A 16,228-nucleotide genomic window follows, 5' to 3' on the forward strand; every position below is an offset into this window, starting at 1 on the left:
CGAACGCTCAAATCCCTCTGAGCAGGACCAAGAGTGGGATCATGACGGAGACGTCTCTCGATATTTCGGGGAGCTCGGCCGGCAAACGCCGGGTTCAATCCGATCTGCGCGCGCAGCGAATGCGGTCGGCATGGGTATTTCTCGCACCGACACTGATCGTACTGGCGCTGGTGGCTGGCTGGCCGCTGCTTCGGACTATCTATTTCAGTTTCACCAATGCGTCCCTGACGAGCCTTGGCGCTGCGGAATTCGTTGGCTTCAACAATTATCTGTCGTGGGTGACGCTCAAGAGCGGACGCACCGTTTATCGTGGTCTTCTGGTTGATCCGGCCTGGTGGGGCGCGGTCTGGAACACGATCAGGTTCACTCTTCTGTCGGTCAGTCTGGAAACCATTTTCGGATTGGTCGTCGCTCTGGTGCTGAACGCGAATTTCCGGGGGCGCGGACTTGTGCGCGCTGCAATCTTGATCCCATGGGCGATCCCGACGATTGTTTCGGCCAAGATGTGGGGTTGGATGCTCAACGACCAGTTCGGCATCCTTAACCATATCCTGCTCAATCTGGGTCTCATCAGCCAGAAGATCGCCTGGACGGCCAATCCCGACACCGCGATGGTTGCAATCCTGATCGTTGATGTCTGGAAGACGACGCCTTTCATGGCGCTGCTCATTCTGGCGGGCCTGCAAATGGTGCCATCCGACATTTACGAAGCGGCGAAGATCGATGGGGTGCATCCGGTCAGAGTGTTCTGGCGGGTGACGCTGCCGCTGATCCGCCCGGCGCTGATGGTGGCGATCATTTTCCGTATGCTCGACGCCTTGCGCATTTTCGATCTGATCTATGTGCTGACGCCGAATAACGCGCAGACCAAGACAATGTCGGTCTTTGCGCGTGAAAATCTCTTCGATTTTGACAAGTTTGCCTATGGTGCGGCGGCATCGACGATGCTGTTTCTCATCATTGCGGCCATCACCGTGCTCTACATGTTCTTCGGGCGCGTCAATGTCGGCAGCAGGGGAGAATAGCATGATGCATTATGTGAAAACCCTGTGCTTTTACCTGCTGGTGGCGCTGATCATTCTGATTGCAGTGTTCCCATTTTATTACGCGATCATCACCAGTCTCAAATCAGGAACTGCGCTGTTTCAGGTCGATTACTGGCCAAGCAGTTTCTCGCTTGAAAATTATGCCGGTGTTCTCACACAGGGCAGCTTCCTGCGCAGCCTCGGCAATTCGCTGCTGGTGGCGACCGTAGTGGTGGCGATTTCGCTTCTGCTGGCAGTCACGGCAGCCTATGCGCTGGCGCGGGTGCGCTTCCGGGGCAGGGGGCTGTTGCTTCTCACCATTCTTTCAGTGTCCATGTTTCCGCAGATTGCCGTTCTGGCGGGTCTGTTCGAGCTGATCCGCTTTCTAGGCATTTTCAATACTCCACTGGCGCTGATCTTCTCCTATATGATCTTCACGCTGCCGTTTACGGTGTGGGTGCTCACCACCTTCATGCGCGATCTGCCGGTCGAGATCGAAGAAGCGGCCATCGTGGACGGTGCATCACCGTGGGTTATCATCACGCGCGTTTTCATGCCGCTCATGTGGCCCGCACTGGTGACAACAGGTCTGCTTGCCTTCATCTCCGCATGGAACGAGTTCCTGTTCGCGCTCACCTTCACTTCGTCCGGCAGCCAGCGCACCGTGCCTGTGGCCATCGCGCTTCTGTCCGGTAGCAGTCAGTTTGAAATCCCCTGGGGTAACATCATGGCGGCTTCCGTCATCGTGACGGTTCCCCTCGTCATCCTCGTGCTCATCTTCCAGAGGCGGATCGTGTCCGGTCTGACGGCGGGTGGCGTAAAGGGCTAGGAGTCTTAACACATGGCAGAACTTCAGTTGCGCGATGTGCGCAAGTCTTTCGGCAATTTCGATGTCATCAAGGGCGTCGACATGGATATCCGTCCCGGCGAGTTCATGGTCTTTGTCGGCCCTTCGGGCTGTGGCAAGTCCACGCTGCTGCGTCTGATCGCGGGGCTGGAGGAAATTTCGTCGGGTAGCCTCGCCATCGATGGAACTGTGGTCAACAGTTTCGCACCGTCGAAGCGCGGCATCGCAATGGTCTTCCAGTCCTATGCACTTTACCCGCATATGACGGTCTATGAGAACATGGCCTTCGGTATGCAGCTTGCAGGCAAGAACAAGGATGAATGCAAGGCCCGTATTCACAAGGCTGCGGAGATGCTGCAACTGGCGCCCTATCTGGAGCGGCTGCCGCGCCAGCTCTCCGGCGGTCAGCGCCAGCGCGTTGCGATAGGGCGCGCCATCGTGCGCGACCCCAAGGTTTTCCTGTTCGACGAACCCTTGTCCAACCTCGATGCGGCGCTACGTGTGGCTACAAGGCTTGAGATCGCCAGGCTCCACCAGAGCATGGAAGACACCACCATGATCTATGTGACGCATGATCAGGTGGAGGCGATGACACTGGCCGACCGCATCTGTGTGCTACGCGACGGACGTGTGGAGCAGATCGGGACGCCGCTTGAGCTTTACGAAAAGCCGAATTCGCTTTTCGTCGCCGGGTTCATCGGATCGCCGAAGATGAATTTCCTGACCGGCACACATGCCGAGCCATACGGTGCTCATACAGTGGGTCTGCGTCCCGAACATCTCGCTATCGTTCCCGAAGGAGGCCACTGGACCGGTCACGTGATCCACACCGAAATTCTCGGTTCTGATACCTATGTCTATATCGATCTCGGCCTGGAGGAACCGCTGGTGGTCCGCGAAAGCGGCGTCGCGGTGCGCAAATCAGGCGAGACGCTCTCGGTTTCCCCGATGGGGGAAAATGTTCATCGTTTTGATGAAAAGGGCCGCGCCGTTTGACGCCGACCTCCCAAGCTCAATGATACACGAGACAATCGGGCTTTGACGCCCGCAGCAAGGAGAATACCGTGCCTATTCGTACTATCGTCTGGGGTGAGAACATCCACGAACAGATCAACGAAACGGTGCGTTCGGTCTATCCGAACGGCATGCACAACACGATTGCCGACGCGCTGAATGCCGACAGTGCCATTCAGGCGACGACCGCCACCTTGCAGGAACCCGAGCACGGCCTGACGGAAGCGCGCCTTGCCGAGACCGATGTGCTGGTCTGGTGGGGGCACAAGGATCATGGTGGCGTCAGCGACGAAGTCGTGGAGCGGGTGGCCAAGCGCGTCTTCGAAGGCATGGGGCTGATCGTGCTCCATTCAGGTCATTTCTCCAAAATCTTCAAGCGTGTGATGGGGACACCTTGCGCGCTCAAGTGGCGCGAGGCAGGCGAGCGGGAGCGTGTGTGGGTCGTCAATCGCGGCCACCCGATTACCCAGGGGCTGGACGAGAATTTCGTGCTCGAGCATGAGGAAATGTATGGCGAACAGTTCTCCGTGCCGGAGCCGCTGGAAACCGTGTTCATTTCGTGGTTCGCGGGCGGCGAAGTGTTCCGCTCCGGCATGACCTGGCGACGCGGTGCGGGCAATGTGTTTTATTTCCGTCCTGGACATGAAACCTATCCGACCTATCACGATGCCAATGTGCAGACGGTTCTGCGCAATTCGGTCAAATGGGCCTACAATCCACAACCGGCATGGACGGGCATTCACATCGCGCCGAACGTTCCAGTCGAAAAGGCGCTGGAGCCGATTGTCGAACGCGGGCCCAGGCTGCACAAGGCCGGTGAAGCCGGTTATCGCTGAGGTGCAAGATGCGTCTTCTTATTCTGGGTACTGGCGGCATGGCGAAAAACCATGCCGAAGCTTTCAAGGCGATCGACGGCGTTGAGGTGGTTGCAGCATGTGACGTCTCAGCGGAGCGTGTCGATGCGTTTTCCGAAAATCACGACATTCACAACCGCTTTACGCGGCTTGAGGACGCGCTGGAATGGGGCCGTTTCGATGCGGTCGCCAATGTCACGCCGGATGCCATCCACCACCCGACCACGCTAGCGCTGGTCGGGGCAGGCAAGCATGTTTTTTGCGAAAAGCCGCTTGCTGAAAGCTATGAAAAAGCCGCTGAAATGGCGGACGCTGCCGAGCAGGCGGGCATCATCAACATGGTCAATCTGACCTATCGCAATGTCGCGCCCCTGCAAAAGGCGCGCGAAATGGTGATGGCGGGCGAGATCGGCCAGGTGCGCCATTTCGAGGCATCCTATCTGCAAAGCTGGCTGGTGTCGAAGACGTGGGGTGACTGGAAGACCGAGAGCAAATGGCTCTGGCGTCTTTCAACCCGCCATGGTTCGAACGGCGTTCTGGGCGATGTCGGCATTCATATTCTCGATTTTGCCAGCTATGCCATCGGCAGCGATGTGGAACGGGCGTCTGCGCGCCTGAAAACTTTCGACAAGGCAGACAACAACCATATCGGTGAGTATGTGCTCGATGCGAATGACAGCTTCGTTATGATGGCGGAATATGCCAATGGCGCGCTGGGTGTCATTCATGCCAGCCGCTGGGCGACGGGGCACCTGAATGAGCTGCGGCTGCGTATCCATGGCGACAAGGGCGCGCTGGAAATTCTTCATACGCCTAACGGTTCAAGTCTGCGCGGCTCTATTGGCGAAGATATTGAAACGCCGGTCTGGCACGATATCGATGCCGGTACGGTGGAGACGAATTACCAGCGTTTTGCACGCGCTGTCGCCGATGGTGCGGAATTGGAGCCGAGTTTCCGTCATGCCGCCAATCTGCAGCGGGTGCTTGATCATGCTATGACCGTGGACAGGCCATTGCCGGAAGTGGTTGCCAGTTAACGCATTCAGAACCGTGCGCCCCTTCCGCAGATATATGCGGAAGGGGCATTTTGTCAGGACTTCTGGTCTTTTACGAAAGTATGGTCAACTTCGCCTCGGAAGAATTCCCGACCATAGATCAGAAGGCAGAGGATGACGCCGGTGGCGAAGGCCCAGCCTGCACCGCGCGTTGCCAGAACTGCGCCTGTGATGCCTGCAATGCCGAGATCACGCTGTGAACGGGCTTCCATGACACCGATGCGCACAGATACATAGCCCTGGATTAGAAGTGTCAGCGTCAGCGCCACGCCGAGGATCGGCTGGACGAGTGTGACGATGGGCATGAGGAACAGGCCGGTATTTGTACCCCAGCGGAACGATCCCGCACCACCGAAAATCGAATGCATCGACTTCTTGCCCTTGGAAAAGCGTTCGCAGATAACAACCTGCATTGCAGCCCAAACCGGACCGCACATGGTCACATCGGGTCCGAGGATCGACATTCCGGTATTGCGCATGCCGAAAACCAGGTGAGCGCGGTTGGGGTTGTAGTCGATCTTTTCGTCGGGCCGGTGCTGCTGGGCCTCGCCGATAATCGACTTGGTTTTCAGAACGTCGCCAAAAAGAACGATATAGGTCGCGAGCACTGTCGGCAGAGCCGTCAGGAACATGGATAGCGGCGGCATACCGAGGCCAAAGACTGTATATTCACGCCAGAGCGTGGCGAAATCCGGGGACGAGATTGTCCATTGGAATTCTGGCCATTTGGCTTCCCCGAAGAGCGGGGCAATTACCACGGCAAGCAGGATGCAGGGCAGTACGCCGAGCTTTCCGATAAGGCCGAAAAAGCCGCCGTTACGCGACAGCCGGTTAAACTGCGGCGAGAACATCAGGTAAAAGCAGAGGCCGATGGCGATGGAGATCGTGAACGGGAACGTATCGAAATTTCCACCGACCTTGAATACCGAAATGACGGCCGAAAACCCGGCGCCAATAATGATGCCCGATTTGATCGCTTGCGGGATTGCTGCAATCACCCGGTTGGCGATGCCGGTTGCGCCGATGAATATGGACAAAAGCCCCAGCATCATCTGGAAGGAAACGAGCGCATGTATGCGTTCTGGCCCTTCAGGGAAGGTCGCACAATAGGCCATAATGAGCGGGACAGCAGGTGTGATCCAGCCGGGAACGACCGGATCGCCGAGCAGATGGTGCGTCAGATAGAAAAGCCCGTTCAACACGACGACCGCGAGTGCGACTTCGAATGGCATGCCAAGAAGTTCCGCCATGAGCGGAATAGCCGACAGATCGACAGCGCACATGAGAAGCCCCTGGCAGTAGTCAGGCCACTCGAATTTGTAATGGACGAAAGGCAGGCGAATTTTGAACGGTCCGGCAGGCCAAAAAGGCTGCTCCTGACCGTCGATACGTTCAGTGCTCAATTTATTCTCCGCAGACATAGAGCCAAGCTGCGGAGAAGTGGCAGTCAGCTCACTTCTCCGGCGCTTGGTCCGTCAGTTCGTTATGTTTGATCAGAAAGCTTCGCGATAAAGCGCCAGAGCGTCGGCCTCAGTCACATCGACCGGATTGTTGCCCAGAAGCCGCGTTTGCAGCATCGCGTCGCGCGCCAGCATTTCAAGACTGTCTTCGGTCACGCCGACATCACGCAGGCGGCGCGGCGCGCCGGACTTGTTCATCAGTGCTTCCATATAGGTGACAAAGGCCGCTGAACGCTCTTCCGTCGTGCCTTCGGATTTCTCCAGCAGCAGATCGGCAAGCTCTGCATATAGCTTGGCTGCACCCGCCATATTGTAGCGCAGCACCGGACCAAGCATCAGCGCATTGGAAAGACCATGCGGCACATGGTAGTGGCCGCCAAGCGGGTAAGCCAGTGCATGAACAGCGCCGACTGGCGAGTTGGAAAAAGCCTGACCGGCATAGTTGGCACCAAGCAGCATGGCCTCGCGGGCATGGCGATCATGGCCGTTTTCGCAAGCCGCGATCAGATTGGCCGAAAGAAGCTTCAGAGCTTCGCGGGCGAACGCGTCGGAGAGCGGGTTCTTCTTGATCCGGCTCGTATAGGCTTCGATGGCATGGACCATGGCGTCGATTCCGGTCGCGGCCGTATGAAGCGCAGGCAGGCCGCAAGTCAGTTCCGCATCGAGGATCACGAAGTCGGCGTAAAGCTGACGGGCAACTACACCCATCTTCGTCGTCTCACCGGTGGTCAGAATGGTGATGTTGGTGACTTCCGATCCTGTTCCCGCCGTAGTCGGGATCTGGATCAGCGGCAGGCGGCTGCCCTGGACCTTGCCGATGCCATACAGCTCGGAGAGTTCCTGTTCGGAGACAAGCAGTACGGCTGCAAGCTTGGCGATATCCATGGATGAACCGCCGCCCAGGCCAAGCACAAGGTTACAACCAGCAGCCTTGGCCTGTTCGACGCAGGCTAACAGCACGGATTCCGGTGGATCGGCCACCACATCATCGAAAACGCTGATGCCGAAACCGGCTTTTTCCAGCGAAGCCAGTGCATGGTCGAGGACACCGGCCTTGTGCAGCCCCTTGTCCGTCACGATCAGAATCTTGCGTTCGGAAAACCGTTCGCCGAGGATTTCGCCGAGGCGCTTTGCGGCGCTCCATTCGACGAGCATCGAGCCGACCGTGTCGAACGAAAATGGCTTGATCTCTGTTGTCATCATTCCACCCTTATCACTTTTACCAGCGCCGAGGTCTCTCATTTCCTCACCGGCACACAACGCTGGGGCTTATTCCAGAAACGCTTCTGTCTTGGGAAGGAAGCGCCCCCGTAACTCTCCGATGCAGCCGATACATCGGCAGTTCTGAATGGAAAGCCTTGGGAGAAGCTTTTGATCGTTCAATATACTGAACAATGTTCAAAACTGAACGATCGATACAGGATAAGAAGCTGAACTGTCAATTTCTCCCTTCGGCTAAGACGCTGAAAACATCACTTAGAAGCTGACAGGTGAGACCGACTGGAACATAAGTGGTTGAAAATGTTGACCAGTTATTCGTCGGTCACACGGTTTTGTGATTGCTTCACTCAAAGCAATTTGCCGGGTTTCGCCTGATTGCAGACCTTATGGGGGAAGCTCGTCGCTCGCGCCAGCAATAACACGTATAGCGGATCGACGGTCTGGTCATCGCCGCCATTCTATCGCGCAGCGTCTAAACCGCTGGACGCGCGGATTGTACAGCTTGTACCCTGCTTGTCTTATCGATGGGCAGGGAGGCCTGGCATGGACGTGACGATCATAACGGGTGCATCAGATGGTATAGGTGCTGAAACCGCACGGCAAATTGCCCGGCGCGACCGTACAAACGCTGCTCTTGTGCTCGCTGCACGCAATGTCGAAAAGCTGGAAAATCTGGCCACCGAGTTACGACAACTGGGGAGTTCCGTTCTTGTGGTGCCGACCGATGTGAAAGATCGTGCTGCCTGTATCTCCCTGATCGGGAAGGCCGCTGCCGCTTTCGGTCGCATCGATACGCTGATCGTGAATGCGGGTATGTCAGCACATGCTAATTTCGCCGAGATCGAGCCGGATGACCTCAACTGGATGCATGAGTTGATGGAGTTAAACTACTGGGGCAGCGTCTGGCCCATTCATGCAGCGCTTCCCCATCTTGCCGCAAGCAAGGGGCGGATCGTGGCGGTGTCATCCGTCGCCGGCTTGATCGGCGTTCCGGGGCGCACCGCCTATAGCGGAACGAAGTTCGCTCTATCCGGCTTCTGTGAAGCACTTCGATCGGAACTGGAACCGAGCGGCATATCCGTCACTATCGTCTATCCGGGTGTCGTTAAGACCGATATTCGCAAGGTAGGCTACAGCGCCAGCGGCGACGCGCTGGGAACAAGCGGTGTACACGAAGATCGCATGATGCCAGTCGAGGAAGCGGTGCGGCTGATGCTGGAAGGTGTCCACGCGCGCAAGCGCGAAGTGCTGATGACCCGCCAGATGCGATTCGGACGCTGGCTCAAACTCATCGCTCCGGCGATGGTCGACCGCATGGCCCTGAAGGCCATCAAGCCGGAATTCAGACCGAAACCGATCAAACCCGCAAAATAAACAGCGATAATCCTTGCTATTCACAGGCTGCCTGAATGGCTCGCTAATTTTACGCTTTGCCACCAACTATCCGTTGACGAGTTTTTAACGTAGACTACTATATATAGTGTTCTAGGTTCTTTCGATTCGTTGAGTCGAAAGCTAAGACGGGAATCCGGTGCGTTTCATCCATGACGGATGCGGCAATGCCGGAGCTGCCCCCGCAACTGTAAGCGGAGAGTTCTGTTCATCATGTCACTGGCATAGGCCGGGAAGGCGGGCAGAAACGTTGATCCGTGAGCCAGGAGACCTGCCTTGAACGAGTACGTCCACGGGCGGGGTGTCCGGTTGGCGCGCAATCTTGTGTGGCAAGCTATTGCCTTGCCGATTGCTGCCCCGAACTTCCCGCTCATAGCTTCGGGGTGAAGTCCATGTCCAGTCTATTCAGTTTCGGTTCCGGTCCTCCTTTCGAGGCATAGTTTGTTGTGGTCAGACTGCTCGTCGTGGCGGCTGACCGGTTTCCTATCTTGTGCTTTTTGACGCGCATCTTGCGATGCGCGAACGGCTCTTTGCGTCTCCCAACCAGTGAGGAAGAAATGAACGTCACCGTTTACAGCAAGCCCGCCTGCGTCCAGTGCACCGCGACCACGCGTGCCCTCGATCGCCAGGGTATCGAATATGAAGTTATTGATATTTCCGCCAATGCCGGCGCTTTCGATCTCGTTCAGGGGATGGGCTATCGTCAGGTGCCGGTGGTCGTCGCCGGGGAATCCCATTGGGCGGGATTCCGACCCGATATGATCAGCGCTTTCGCCTGAGAGTTGCGATCTCATGAGCCTGATCGTCTATTTCTCCAGCCGGTCGGAAAATACGCACCGGTTTGTTGAGCGGCTTGGAATGCGGTCGAACCGTATCCCTATGGACGGTTCGGGCGGATGGCAGGTGTGCGAGCCATTTGTACTGGTGACGCCCACATATGGCGGCGGCGGTTCCAAGGGCGCTGTTCCCAAGCCGGTAATCCGCTTCCTCAACGACGAGAACAATCGCTCTTTCATCCGCGGCGTCATCGCCGCGGGGAACAGCAATTTCGGCGAAGCCTTCTGTATCGCCGGCAATATTATCTCCGCCAAATGTCAGGTTCCCTATCTCTACCGCTTCGAGCTTCTGGGAACCGATGAGGACATTGGCAATGTCAAAAACGGGATGGAACGATTTTGGATACGGCAGACACGACCCTGATCCGGGAGCGCGAAGCACGGCCAGTGGTGCAGGATGCGCCTCAAGCGGTGAATTCCAACAGTAACAAACCGTCAAAATTCTCGGACGGGCTGGATTATCACGCGCTCAACGCGATGTTGAACCTTTACGATGACGAGGGGAAAATCCAGCTTGATCGCGACCGGCAGGCCGCGCGGCAGTATTTCCTCCAGCACGTGAACCAGAACACTGTCTTTTTTCATAATCTGCGGGAAAAGCTCGATTATCTGGTGACGGAGGGATACTACGAACAGGAGGTGCTGGATCAGTATTCCTTCAATTTCGTTCGTGACCTTTTCGACGAAGCCTATGCGAAAAAATTTCGTTTTCCGACATTTCTAGGCGCGTTCAAATATTATACCAGCTACACGCTGAAAACCTTTGACGGAAAGCGCTATCTGGAACGCTATGAAGACCGCGTCTGCATGGTGGCGCTGGCGCTGGCGCGCGGCAGTGAACAGCTTGCGCGCGATCTGGTTGATGAGATCATTTCGGGCCGCTACCAGCCTGCGACACCCACATTCCTCAATGCAGGAAAGAAGCAGCGCGGCGAGCTTGTCTCCTGCTTTCTGCTGCGGGTCGAGGACAATATGGAGTCCATTGGCCGCTCCATCAATTCGGCCTTGCAATTGTCGAAGCGTGGCGGTGGCGTGGCGCTCAGTCTCACCAATATTCGCGAGGCGGGCGCCCCTATCAAGCAAATCCAGAACCAGTCATCCGGCATCATTCCGGTGATGAAACTTCTGGAGGATTCCTTTTCCTACGCCAATCAGCTTGGCGCGCGGCAGGGCGCTGGCGCAGTCTATCTGCACGCACATCACCCGGATATCATGCGATTTCTCGATACGAAACGCGAAAATGCAGACGAGAAAATTCGCATCAAAACCTTGTCTCTCGGCGTAGTCATACCGGACATTACCTTCGAGCTCGCGAAGAACAACGAGGATATGTACCTCTTCTCCCCCTATGATGTGGAGCGGGTTTACGGTGTGCCTCTCACAGAGGTTTCGGTCACGGAAAAATACCGCGAAATGGTCAACGATGCGCGGATTACCAAGAAGAAGATGAGCGCGCGCGAGTTCTTTCAGGTTCTGGCCGAAATCCAGTTCGAATCCGGCTACCCCTACATCATGTTCGAGGACACGGTGAACCGCGCCAATCCGATCGACGGGCGCATCACAATGAGCAACCTCTGTTCGGAAATCCTCCAGGTGAGCGAGGCGAGCATCTTCAGTGAAGATCTGTCCTATGATCACCTCGGCAAGGATATTTCGTGCAATCTGGGTTCGCTCAACATTGCGGCAGCAATGGATTCCTCTGATTTCGGCAAGACCATCGAGACCTCGATCCGTGCTCTTACCGCCGTTTCCGACATGAGCCACATCGGTTCCGTGCCATCGGTCGCCCGAGGCAATGATGAAAGCCATGCCATCGGTCTCGGGCAGATGAACCTACATGGTTATCTTGCCCGCGAGCGGATTTACTATGGTTCGGACGAAGGTGTCGATTTCACGAACATCTATTTTTACACGGTGACCTATCATGCGATCCGCGCATCGAACCAGATCGCGGTGGAGATGGGGAAATCCTTCAAGGGTTTCGAGAAATCCAAATATGCATCGGGGGAATATTTCGACAAATATACCGATCAGCTTTGGGAACCGGCGACAGAAAAGGTTCGCGAAATCTTTGAAAAGGCGGGCATTGCGATCCCGACACAGAACGACTGGCGCAATCTGAAGAATGCGGTGATGGAGGGTGGCCTTTATAACCAGAACCTTCAGGCCGTGCCGCCGACAGGCTCGATCTCCTACATCAACCATTCGACGTCATCGATCCATCCGATCGTGTCGAAAATTGAAATCCGCAAGGAGGGCAAGATCGGTCGTGTCTACTATCCGGCAGCTTTCATGACCAATGACAATCTCGATTACTATCAGGATGCCTATGAGATCGGCCCGGAGAAGATCATCGACACTTACGCGGCGGCAACGCAGCACGTCGATCAGGGCCTGTCTCTGACATTGTTCTTCCGCGATACCGCAACGACACGCGACATCAACCGCGCACAGATCTACGCGTGGAAGAAGGGCATCAAGACTATCTACTACATCCGCCTGCGCCAGATGGCGCTTTCCGGCACGGAAGTGCAGGGCTGCGTATCCTGCGCCCTCTGACCACTGGTGATGACGAATGAACATTCAAGTGAAAACCAAGACCCCGAAGCCTGCCGCAGTGCGCGCGATCAACTGGAACCGGATCGAAGATGAAAAGGACCTTGAGGTCTGGAACCGCCTGACGGGCAATTTCTGGCTGCCGGAAAAAGTGCCGCTGTCCAACGATATCCAGTCATGGGAAACGTTGAAGCCGCAGGAAAAGCAACTGACGATCCGCGTTTTCACCGGGCTGACGCTTCTTGATACGATCCAGAACGCAGTCGGTGCAGTGAAGCTGATGGGCGACGCGGTGACGCCGCATGAAGAAGCGGTGCTGTCCAACATCTCCTTCATGGAAGCTGTGCATGCGCGGTCTTATTCATCGATTTTCTCGACGCTGTGCCTCACGCCGGATGTCGACGATGCCTATCGCTGGTCTGAGGAAAGCGAGTTTTTGCAGCGCAAGTCCGTCCTGATCCTTGATCAATATCATGCAGATGATCCTCTGAAGAAGAAGATCGCCAGCGTCTTTCTGGAAAGCTTTCTGTTCTACTCGGGCTTTTATCTGCCGATGTATTGGTCGAGCCGGGCAAAGCTGACCAATACTGCCGATCTTATCCGGCTTATCATCCGCGATGAGGCAGTGCACGGCTATTATATAGGCTACAAGTTCCAGCGCGGGCTTGAAAGCCTGAGCGAAGGGCAGAAGCAGGCAATCAAGGATTTTGCCTTCGAACTTCTCCTTGAGCTGTACGATAATGAAGTCCGCTACACGGAGGCTCTTTATGACGGTGTAGGCTTGACTGAGGACGTCAAGAAATTCCTGCACTACAACGCCAACAAGGCCCTCATGAACCTCGGCTATGAAGCGCTCTTTCCGGCTGAGGCGTGCAAAGTCAATCCGGCCATCCTGTCTGCGCTTTCGCCGAATGCGGACGAAAATCACGACTTTTTCTCCGGTTCCGGTTCGTCCTATGTCATCGGCAAGGCGGTCGCAACCGAGGATGAAGACTGGGACTTCTGATCTCGCTTCGGCGCTGCTTAACACCGGCGCCGGGGTCTTCCATTGCGGACATGGCGTTGACGTTACGGTTTCGTTTTGCGACACATGAACGATGCAGACCGCTATCACAATCGATCAGGACTATCTTGTAACACGGCTCAAGGCGCTTCTTGCCATACCCAGCCCGACCGGCTTTACCGACGAAGCCGTCCGTTATGTTGCGCGAGAGCTGGAGCATCTGGGGCTTGAGGTAATACTGACGCGCCGGGGTGCTATTCGTGCGCGCCGGGCAGGCGTAACGGAGCGACCAGCGCGCGGGATCGTATCGCATGTCGACACGCTGGGCGCGCAGGTAAAATATCTGAAGGAAAACGGGCGACTGGAACTGGTTTCAATCGGTAACTGGTCCGCACGCTTCGCCGAAGGCGCCCGTGTTTCCATTTTCTCATCCAAGGGCATTTATCGTGGTTCGGTTCTCCCGCTGAAGGCTTCCGGCCATACGTTCAATGAGGAAGTCGATACGCAGCCGGTTGGTTGGCCCTATGTTGAACTTCGCGTCGATGCGCTCGCGCGAAATCGAGATGATCTGCTGCAACTCGGTATCGATGTGGGCGACATCGTTGCCGTCGATCCAGAGCCAGAATTCATCGATAATGGCTTTATCGTATCGCGCCATCTAGATGACAAGGCAGGCGTCGCCATCATGCTTGCAGCTCTGGAAGCGATGCAGAGAGCAAATGTGGAAACGCCGGTCGATAGCTATTGGCTGTTTACCATCGGTGAGGAAGTGGGTGTCGGGGCTTCTGCGGTCGTGGTGCCCGATATTGCCTCGCTGGTCGCCATCGACAATGGCACGACTGCGCCGGGCCAGAATTCATCGGAGTTCGGTGTCACACTTGCCATGGCGGATCAGACCGGGCCATTCGATTATCATCTGACGAAGAAACTGTTCGAGCTTTGCGCAGAGCATGACATTCAGGTGCAGAAGGATGTTTTCCGTTATTACCGTTCTGATGCCGCGTCTGCGGTCGAAGCTGGGCATGATGTGCGTACGGCCTTGCTGACGTTCGGCGTTGATGCCTCGCATGGTTATGAACGCATTCATCTGAGCGCGCTGACCTCCATTGCAAAACTTGCTGTTTACTACGCAATGAGCGAGGTCGAGATCAAGCGTGATGCCGAGGAAACTGCCAAGGGACTCAAGGGTTTCACGCATCAGAAATCGACCAAGGCCGAGCAGGATCTCAAGCCTGAAGATACACCTGCAGAATAAGCTTGAAACTTTCTGATATCACAAGCGGGCTGAGGCCCGCTTTTTTTGACTCGAGAAAATTAATTATGATAATTTGTTGATGATCGTAAATTTATGCCTATAAATTAGAGTCAGACGGATTTGACAAATGAAGGGGAACCCCATGAGAAGGTTATTCCGTGCCGTCCTGACTGCTATGGCGCTTTCGGTCGCCGGGGCGGGCACAGTCGCGCTGGCGCAAACGCCGCCCAATGTGCTGATTGTCGGACAGATTGCGGAGCCGCAATCACTGGATCCGCATACAGTCACGGCCACCAACGATTTCCGCATTCTGGTCAACATTTACGATGGCTTGGTGCGTTACAAAGACGGGACGCTGGAAGTGGAGCCAGCGTTGGCCGAAAGCTGGACGATCTCGGATGACGGCAAGACCTATACGTTCAAGCTGCGTCAGGGCGTGAAATTTCATGACGGATCGGATTTCAATGCTGAGGCGGTCAAATTCAACTTCGGCAGAATGCTGAAGGAAGACCATCCGTTCTATAACACTGGCCCATTTCCGCTTTCGTTCAATTTCTCGTCCATCGACGCGGTCAATGCACGCGACGATCATACGGTTGAATTCAAGTTGAAGGAACCTTTCGCCCCGTTCCTCTCCAATCTGGCCTACCCAACCGGCCTGATCGTTTCTCCCGAAGCGGTCAAAAAATACGGTAAGGAATTTGGCCGTCATCCATCCGGAACCGGTCCTTTCAAATTCGCAGAATGGCAATCCGGTCAGCGTGTGGTCGTGGAGCGCAATCCCGATTATTGGGATATGGCACCGGCACTGGAAGCAATCGTGTTCCGCCCGATCACAGATGCCAATACCCGCGTTGCGGAGATGATGGCGGGCGGGCTGGATGTCATGGTGGAAGTACCGCCGGACAATCTTGCCACATTCAAGCAGGACGCGAATTTCGTGGTCGCCGAACAGGCTGGGCCCCATGTGTGGTTCACTATCCTGAACGCGAAGAGCGGTCCTTTTGCGGACAAGAAAGTGCGTCAGGCAGCCAATTATGCGGTCAACAAGCAAGGGCTTGTCGATAATGTACTGCAGGGTTCCGCAACCGTTGCTGCCGGGCCTATCCCGCCCGCCTTCAACTGGGTCGAGAACAAGACCGAACCCTATCCATACGATCCGGAAAAGGCCAAGGCACTTCTCACTGAGGCCGGAGCCAGCAATCCGGAAATCACGTTTTACGTGACAGAAGGTGGTTCGGGTATGCTCGATCCGATCACGATGGGAGCGGCGATCCAGGCCGATCTTCAGGCTGTGGGGTTCAAGGTCAAGATCGAAACCTACGAGTGGAACACGTTCCTGGGCAAGGTCAATCCGGGACTTGAGGGCAAGGCCGATATGGCCGAGATGGCATGGATGACCAATGATCCGGACACGGTGCCTTATCTGACACTGCGCAGTGACGCGCTGCCGGACAAGGGCGGCTTCAATTCCGGCTACTATTCCAATCCCAAAGTGGATGAGCTTCTGGAAAGGGCACGTTCGTCGACCGATCAGACCGAACGCGGAAAGCTTTACGGTGAAGTGCAGGGTATCGTCCATGACGATGCGCCATGGCTTTTCGTGGCGAACTGGAAACAGAACGCGGTCACGACGGCCGGCGTCAAAGGGTTCAAGTTGCAGCCGTCCTTTCTGCTGCATTTGAAAGACGTAACCAAGGAATAAGCGAG

Annotated in this window: 14 protein-coding genes and 1 riboswitch; of the genes, 12 read left to right on the forward strand and 2 right to left on the reverse strand. The window is 55.9% G+C overall.

What is annotated here, in order from left to right:
- Nucleotides 1-41: 41 nt before the first annotated feature.
- The 5 genes from FIB18_RS12055 (at nucleotide 42) to FIB18_RS12075 (ending at nucleotide 4,777) form a co-directional block, all read left to right on the forward strand.
- Nucleotides 42-1,025, forward strand: a complete 984-nt coding sequence (locus FIB18_RS12055; protein ID WP_140020937.1) for a carbohydrate ABC transporter permease — start codon at nucleotides 42-44, stop codon at nucleotides 1,023-1,025.
- Between the two features lies 1 nt (nucleotide 1,026).
- Complete coding sequence (locus tag FIB18_RS12060) at nucleotides 1,027-1,854, forward strand: carbohydrate ABC transporter permease (protein WP_140020938.1); 828 nt, start codon at nucleotides 1,027-1,029, stop codon at nucleotides 1,852-1,854.
- 12 nt (nucleotides 1,855-1,866) lie between these two features.
- Nucleotides 1,867-2,868 (forward strand): ABC transporter ATP-binding protein, encoded by a 1,002-nt coding sequence (locus tag FIB18_RS12065; protein WP_140020939.1) that lies wholly within the window; start codon nucleotides 1,867-1,869, stop codon nucleotides 2,866-2,868.
- 68 nt (nucleotides 2,869-2,936) lie between these two features.
- The gene (locus FIB18_RS12070; protein WP_140020940.1) at nucleotides 2,937-3,722 is read left to right on the forward strand and encodes a ThuA domain-containing protein; all 786 of its coding nucleotides are present in this window, start codon (nucleotides 2,937-2,939) and stop codon (nucleotides 3,720-3,722) included.
- An 8-nt stretch (nucleotides 3,723-3,730) separates the two neighbouring features.
- A complete protein-coding gene (locus FIB18_RS12075) occupies nucleotides 3,731-4,777 on the forward strand; it encodes a Gfo/Idh/MocA family protein (RefSeq protein ID WP_140020941.1) in 1,047 nt (348 codons plus the stop codon).
- A 53-nt stretch (nucleotides 4,778-4,830) separates the two neighbouring features.
- Here the strand turns inward: FIB18_RS12075 and FIB18_RS12080 are convergent, their stop codons facing one another.
- Together FIB18_RS12080 and FIB18_RS12085 are read right to left on the reverse strand one after the other, a co-directional pair.
- Nucleotides 4,831-6,198 carry a hypothetical protein gene (locus FIB18_RS12080; RefSeq protein ID WP_140020942.1) on the reverse strand — a complete coding sequence of 456 codons (1,368 nt, stop codon included), beginning with the start codon at nucleotides 6,196-6,198 and terminating at the stop codon, nucleotides 4,831-4,833.
- Between the two features lie 90 nt (nucleotides 6,199-6,288).
- Nucleotides 6,289-7,458: an iron-containing alcohol dehydrogenase gene (locus tag FIB18_RS12085; RefSeq protein WP_140020943.1), complete on the reverse strand. Its 1,170-nt coding sequence runs from the start codon at nucleotides 7,456-7,458 to the stop codon at nucleotides 6,289-6,291.
- Nucleotides 7,459-8,019: 561 nt separating this feature from the next.
- Between FIB18_RS12085 and FIB18_RS12090 the strand changes: the two genes are divergently transcribed.
- The 7 genes from FIB18_RS12090 (at nucleotide 8,020) to FIB18_RS12120 (ending at nucleotide 16,223) form a co-directional block, all read left to right on the forward strand.
- A complete protein-coding gene (locus FIB18_RS12090; protein ID WP_140020944.1) occupies nucleotides 8,020-8,850 on the forward strand; it encodes an SDR family oxidoreductase in 831 nt (276 codons plus the stop codon).
- Between the two features lie 96 nt (nucleotides 8,851-8,946).
- Nucleotides 8,947-9,161, forward strand: a riboswitch (cobalamin riboswitch).
- Between the two features lie 264 nt (nucleotides 9,162-9,425).
- Nucleotides 9,426-9,647, forward strand: a complete 222-nt coding sequence (nrdH, locus tag FIB18_RS12095) for a glutaredoxin-like protein NrdH (RefSeq protein WP_140020945.1) — start codon at nucleotides 9,426-9,428, stop codon at nucleotides 9,645-9,647.
- A gap of 13 nt (nucleotides 9,648-9,660) precedes the next feature.
- Complete coding sequence (nrdI, locus tag FIB18_RS12100; protein WP_140020946.1) at nucleotides 9,661-10,068, forward strand: class Ib ribonucleoside-diphosphate reductase assembly flavoprotein NrdI; 408 nt, start codon at nucleotides 9,661-9,663, stop codon at nucleotides 10,066-10,068.
- Nucleotides 10,044-12,263 carry a class 1b ribonucleoside-diphosphate reductase subunit alpha gene (gene nrdE / locus FIB18_RS12105; RefSeq protein ID WP_140020947.1) on the forward strand — a complete coding sequence of 740 codons (2,220 nt, stop codon included), beginning with the start codon at nucleotides 10,044-10,046 and terminating at the stop codon, nucleotides 12,261-12,263. Before nrdI ends, nrdE begins: the two co-directional genes overlap by 25 nt.
- A gap of 16 nt (nucleotides 12,264-12,279) precedes the next feature.
- Nucleotides 12,280-13,266, forward strand: a complete 987-nt coding sequence (gene nrdF / locus FIB18_RS12110) for a class 1b ribonucleoside-diphosphate reductase subunit beta (protein WP_140020948.1) — start codon at nucleotides 12,280-12,282, stop codon at nucleotides 13,264-13,266.
- A gap of 91 nt (nucleotides 13,267-13,357) precedes the next feature.
- Entirely contained in the window at nucleotides 13,358-14,518 is a 1,161-nt protein-coding gene (locus FIB18_RS12115; RefSeq protein WP_140020949.1) for an osmoprotectant NAGGN system M42 family peptidase, read from the forward strand.
- A gap of 142 nt (nucleotides 14,519-14,660) precedes the next feature.
- Entirely contained in the window at nucleotides 14,661-16,223 is a 1,563-nt protein-coding gene (locus FIB18_RS12120; RefSeq protein ID WP_140020950.1) for an ABC transporter substrate-binding protein, read from the forward strand.
- Nucleotides 16,224-16,228 lie beyond the last annotated feature (5 nt).

Origin of the sequence: Brucella pecoris (genome assembly GCF_006376675.1) — a bacterium.
Lineage (GTDB): Bacteria > Pseudomonadota > Alphaproteobacteria > Rhizobiales > Rhizobiaceae > Brucella > Brucella pecoris.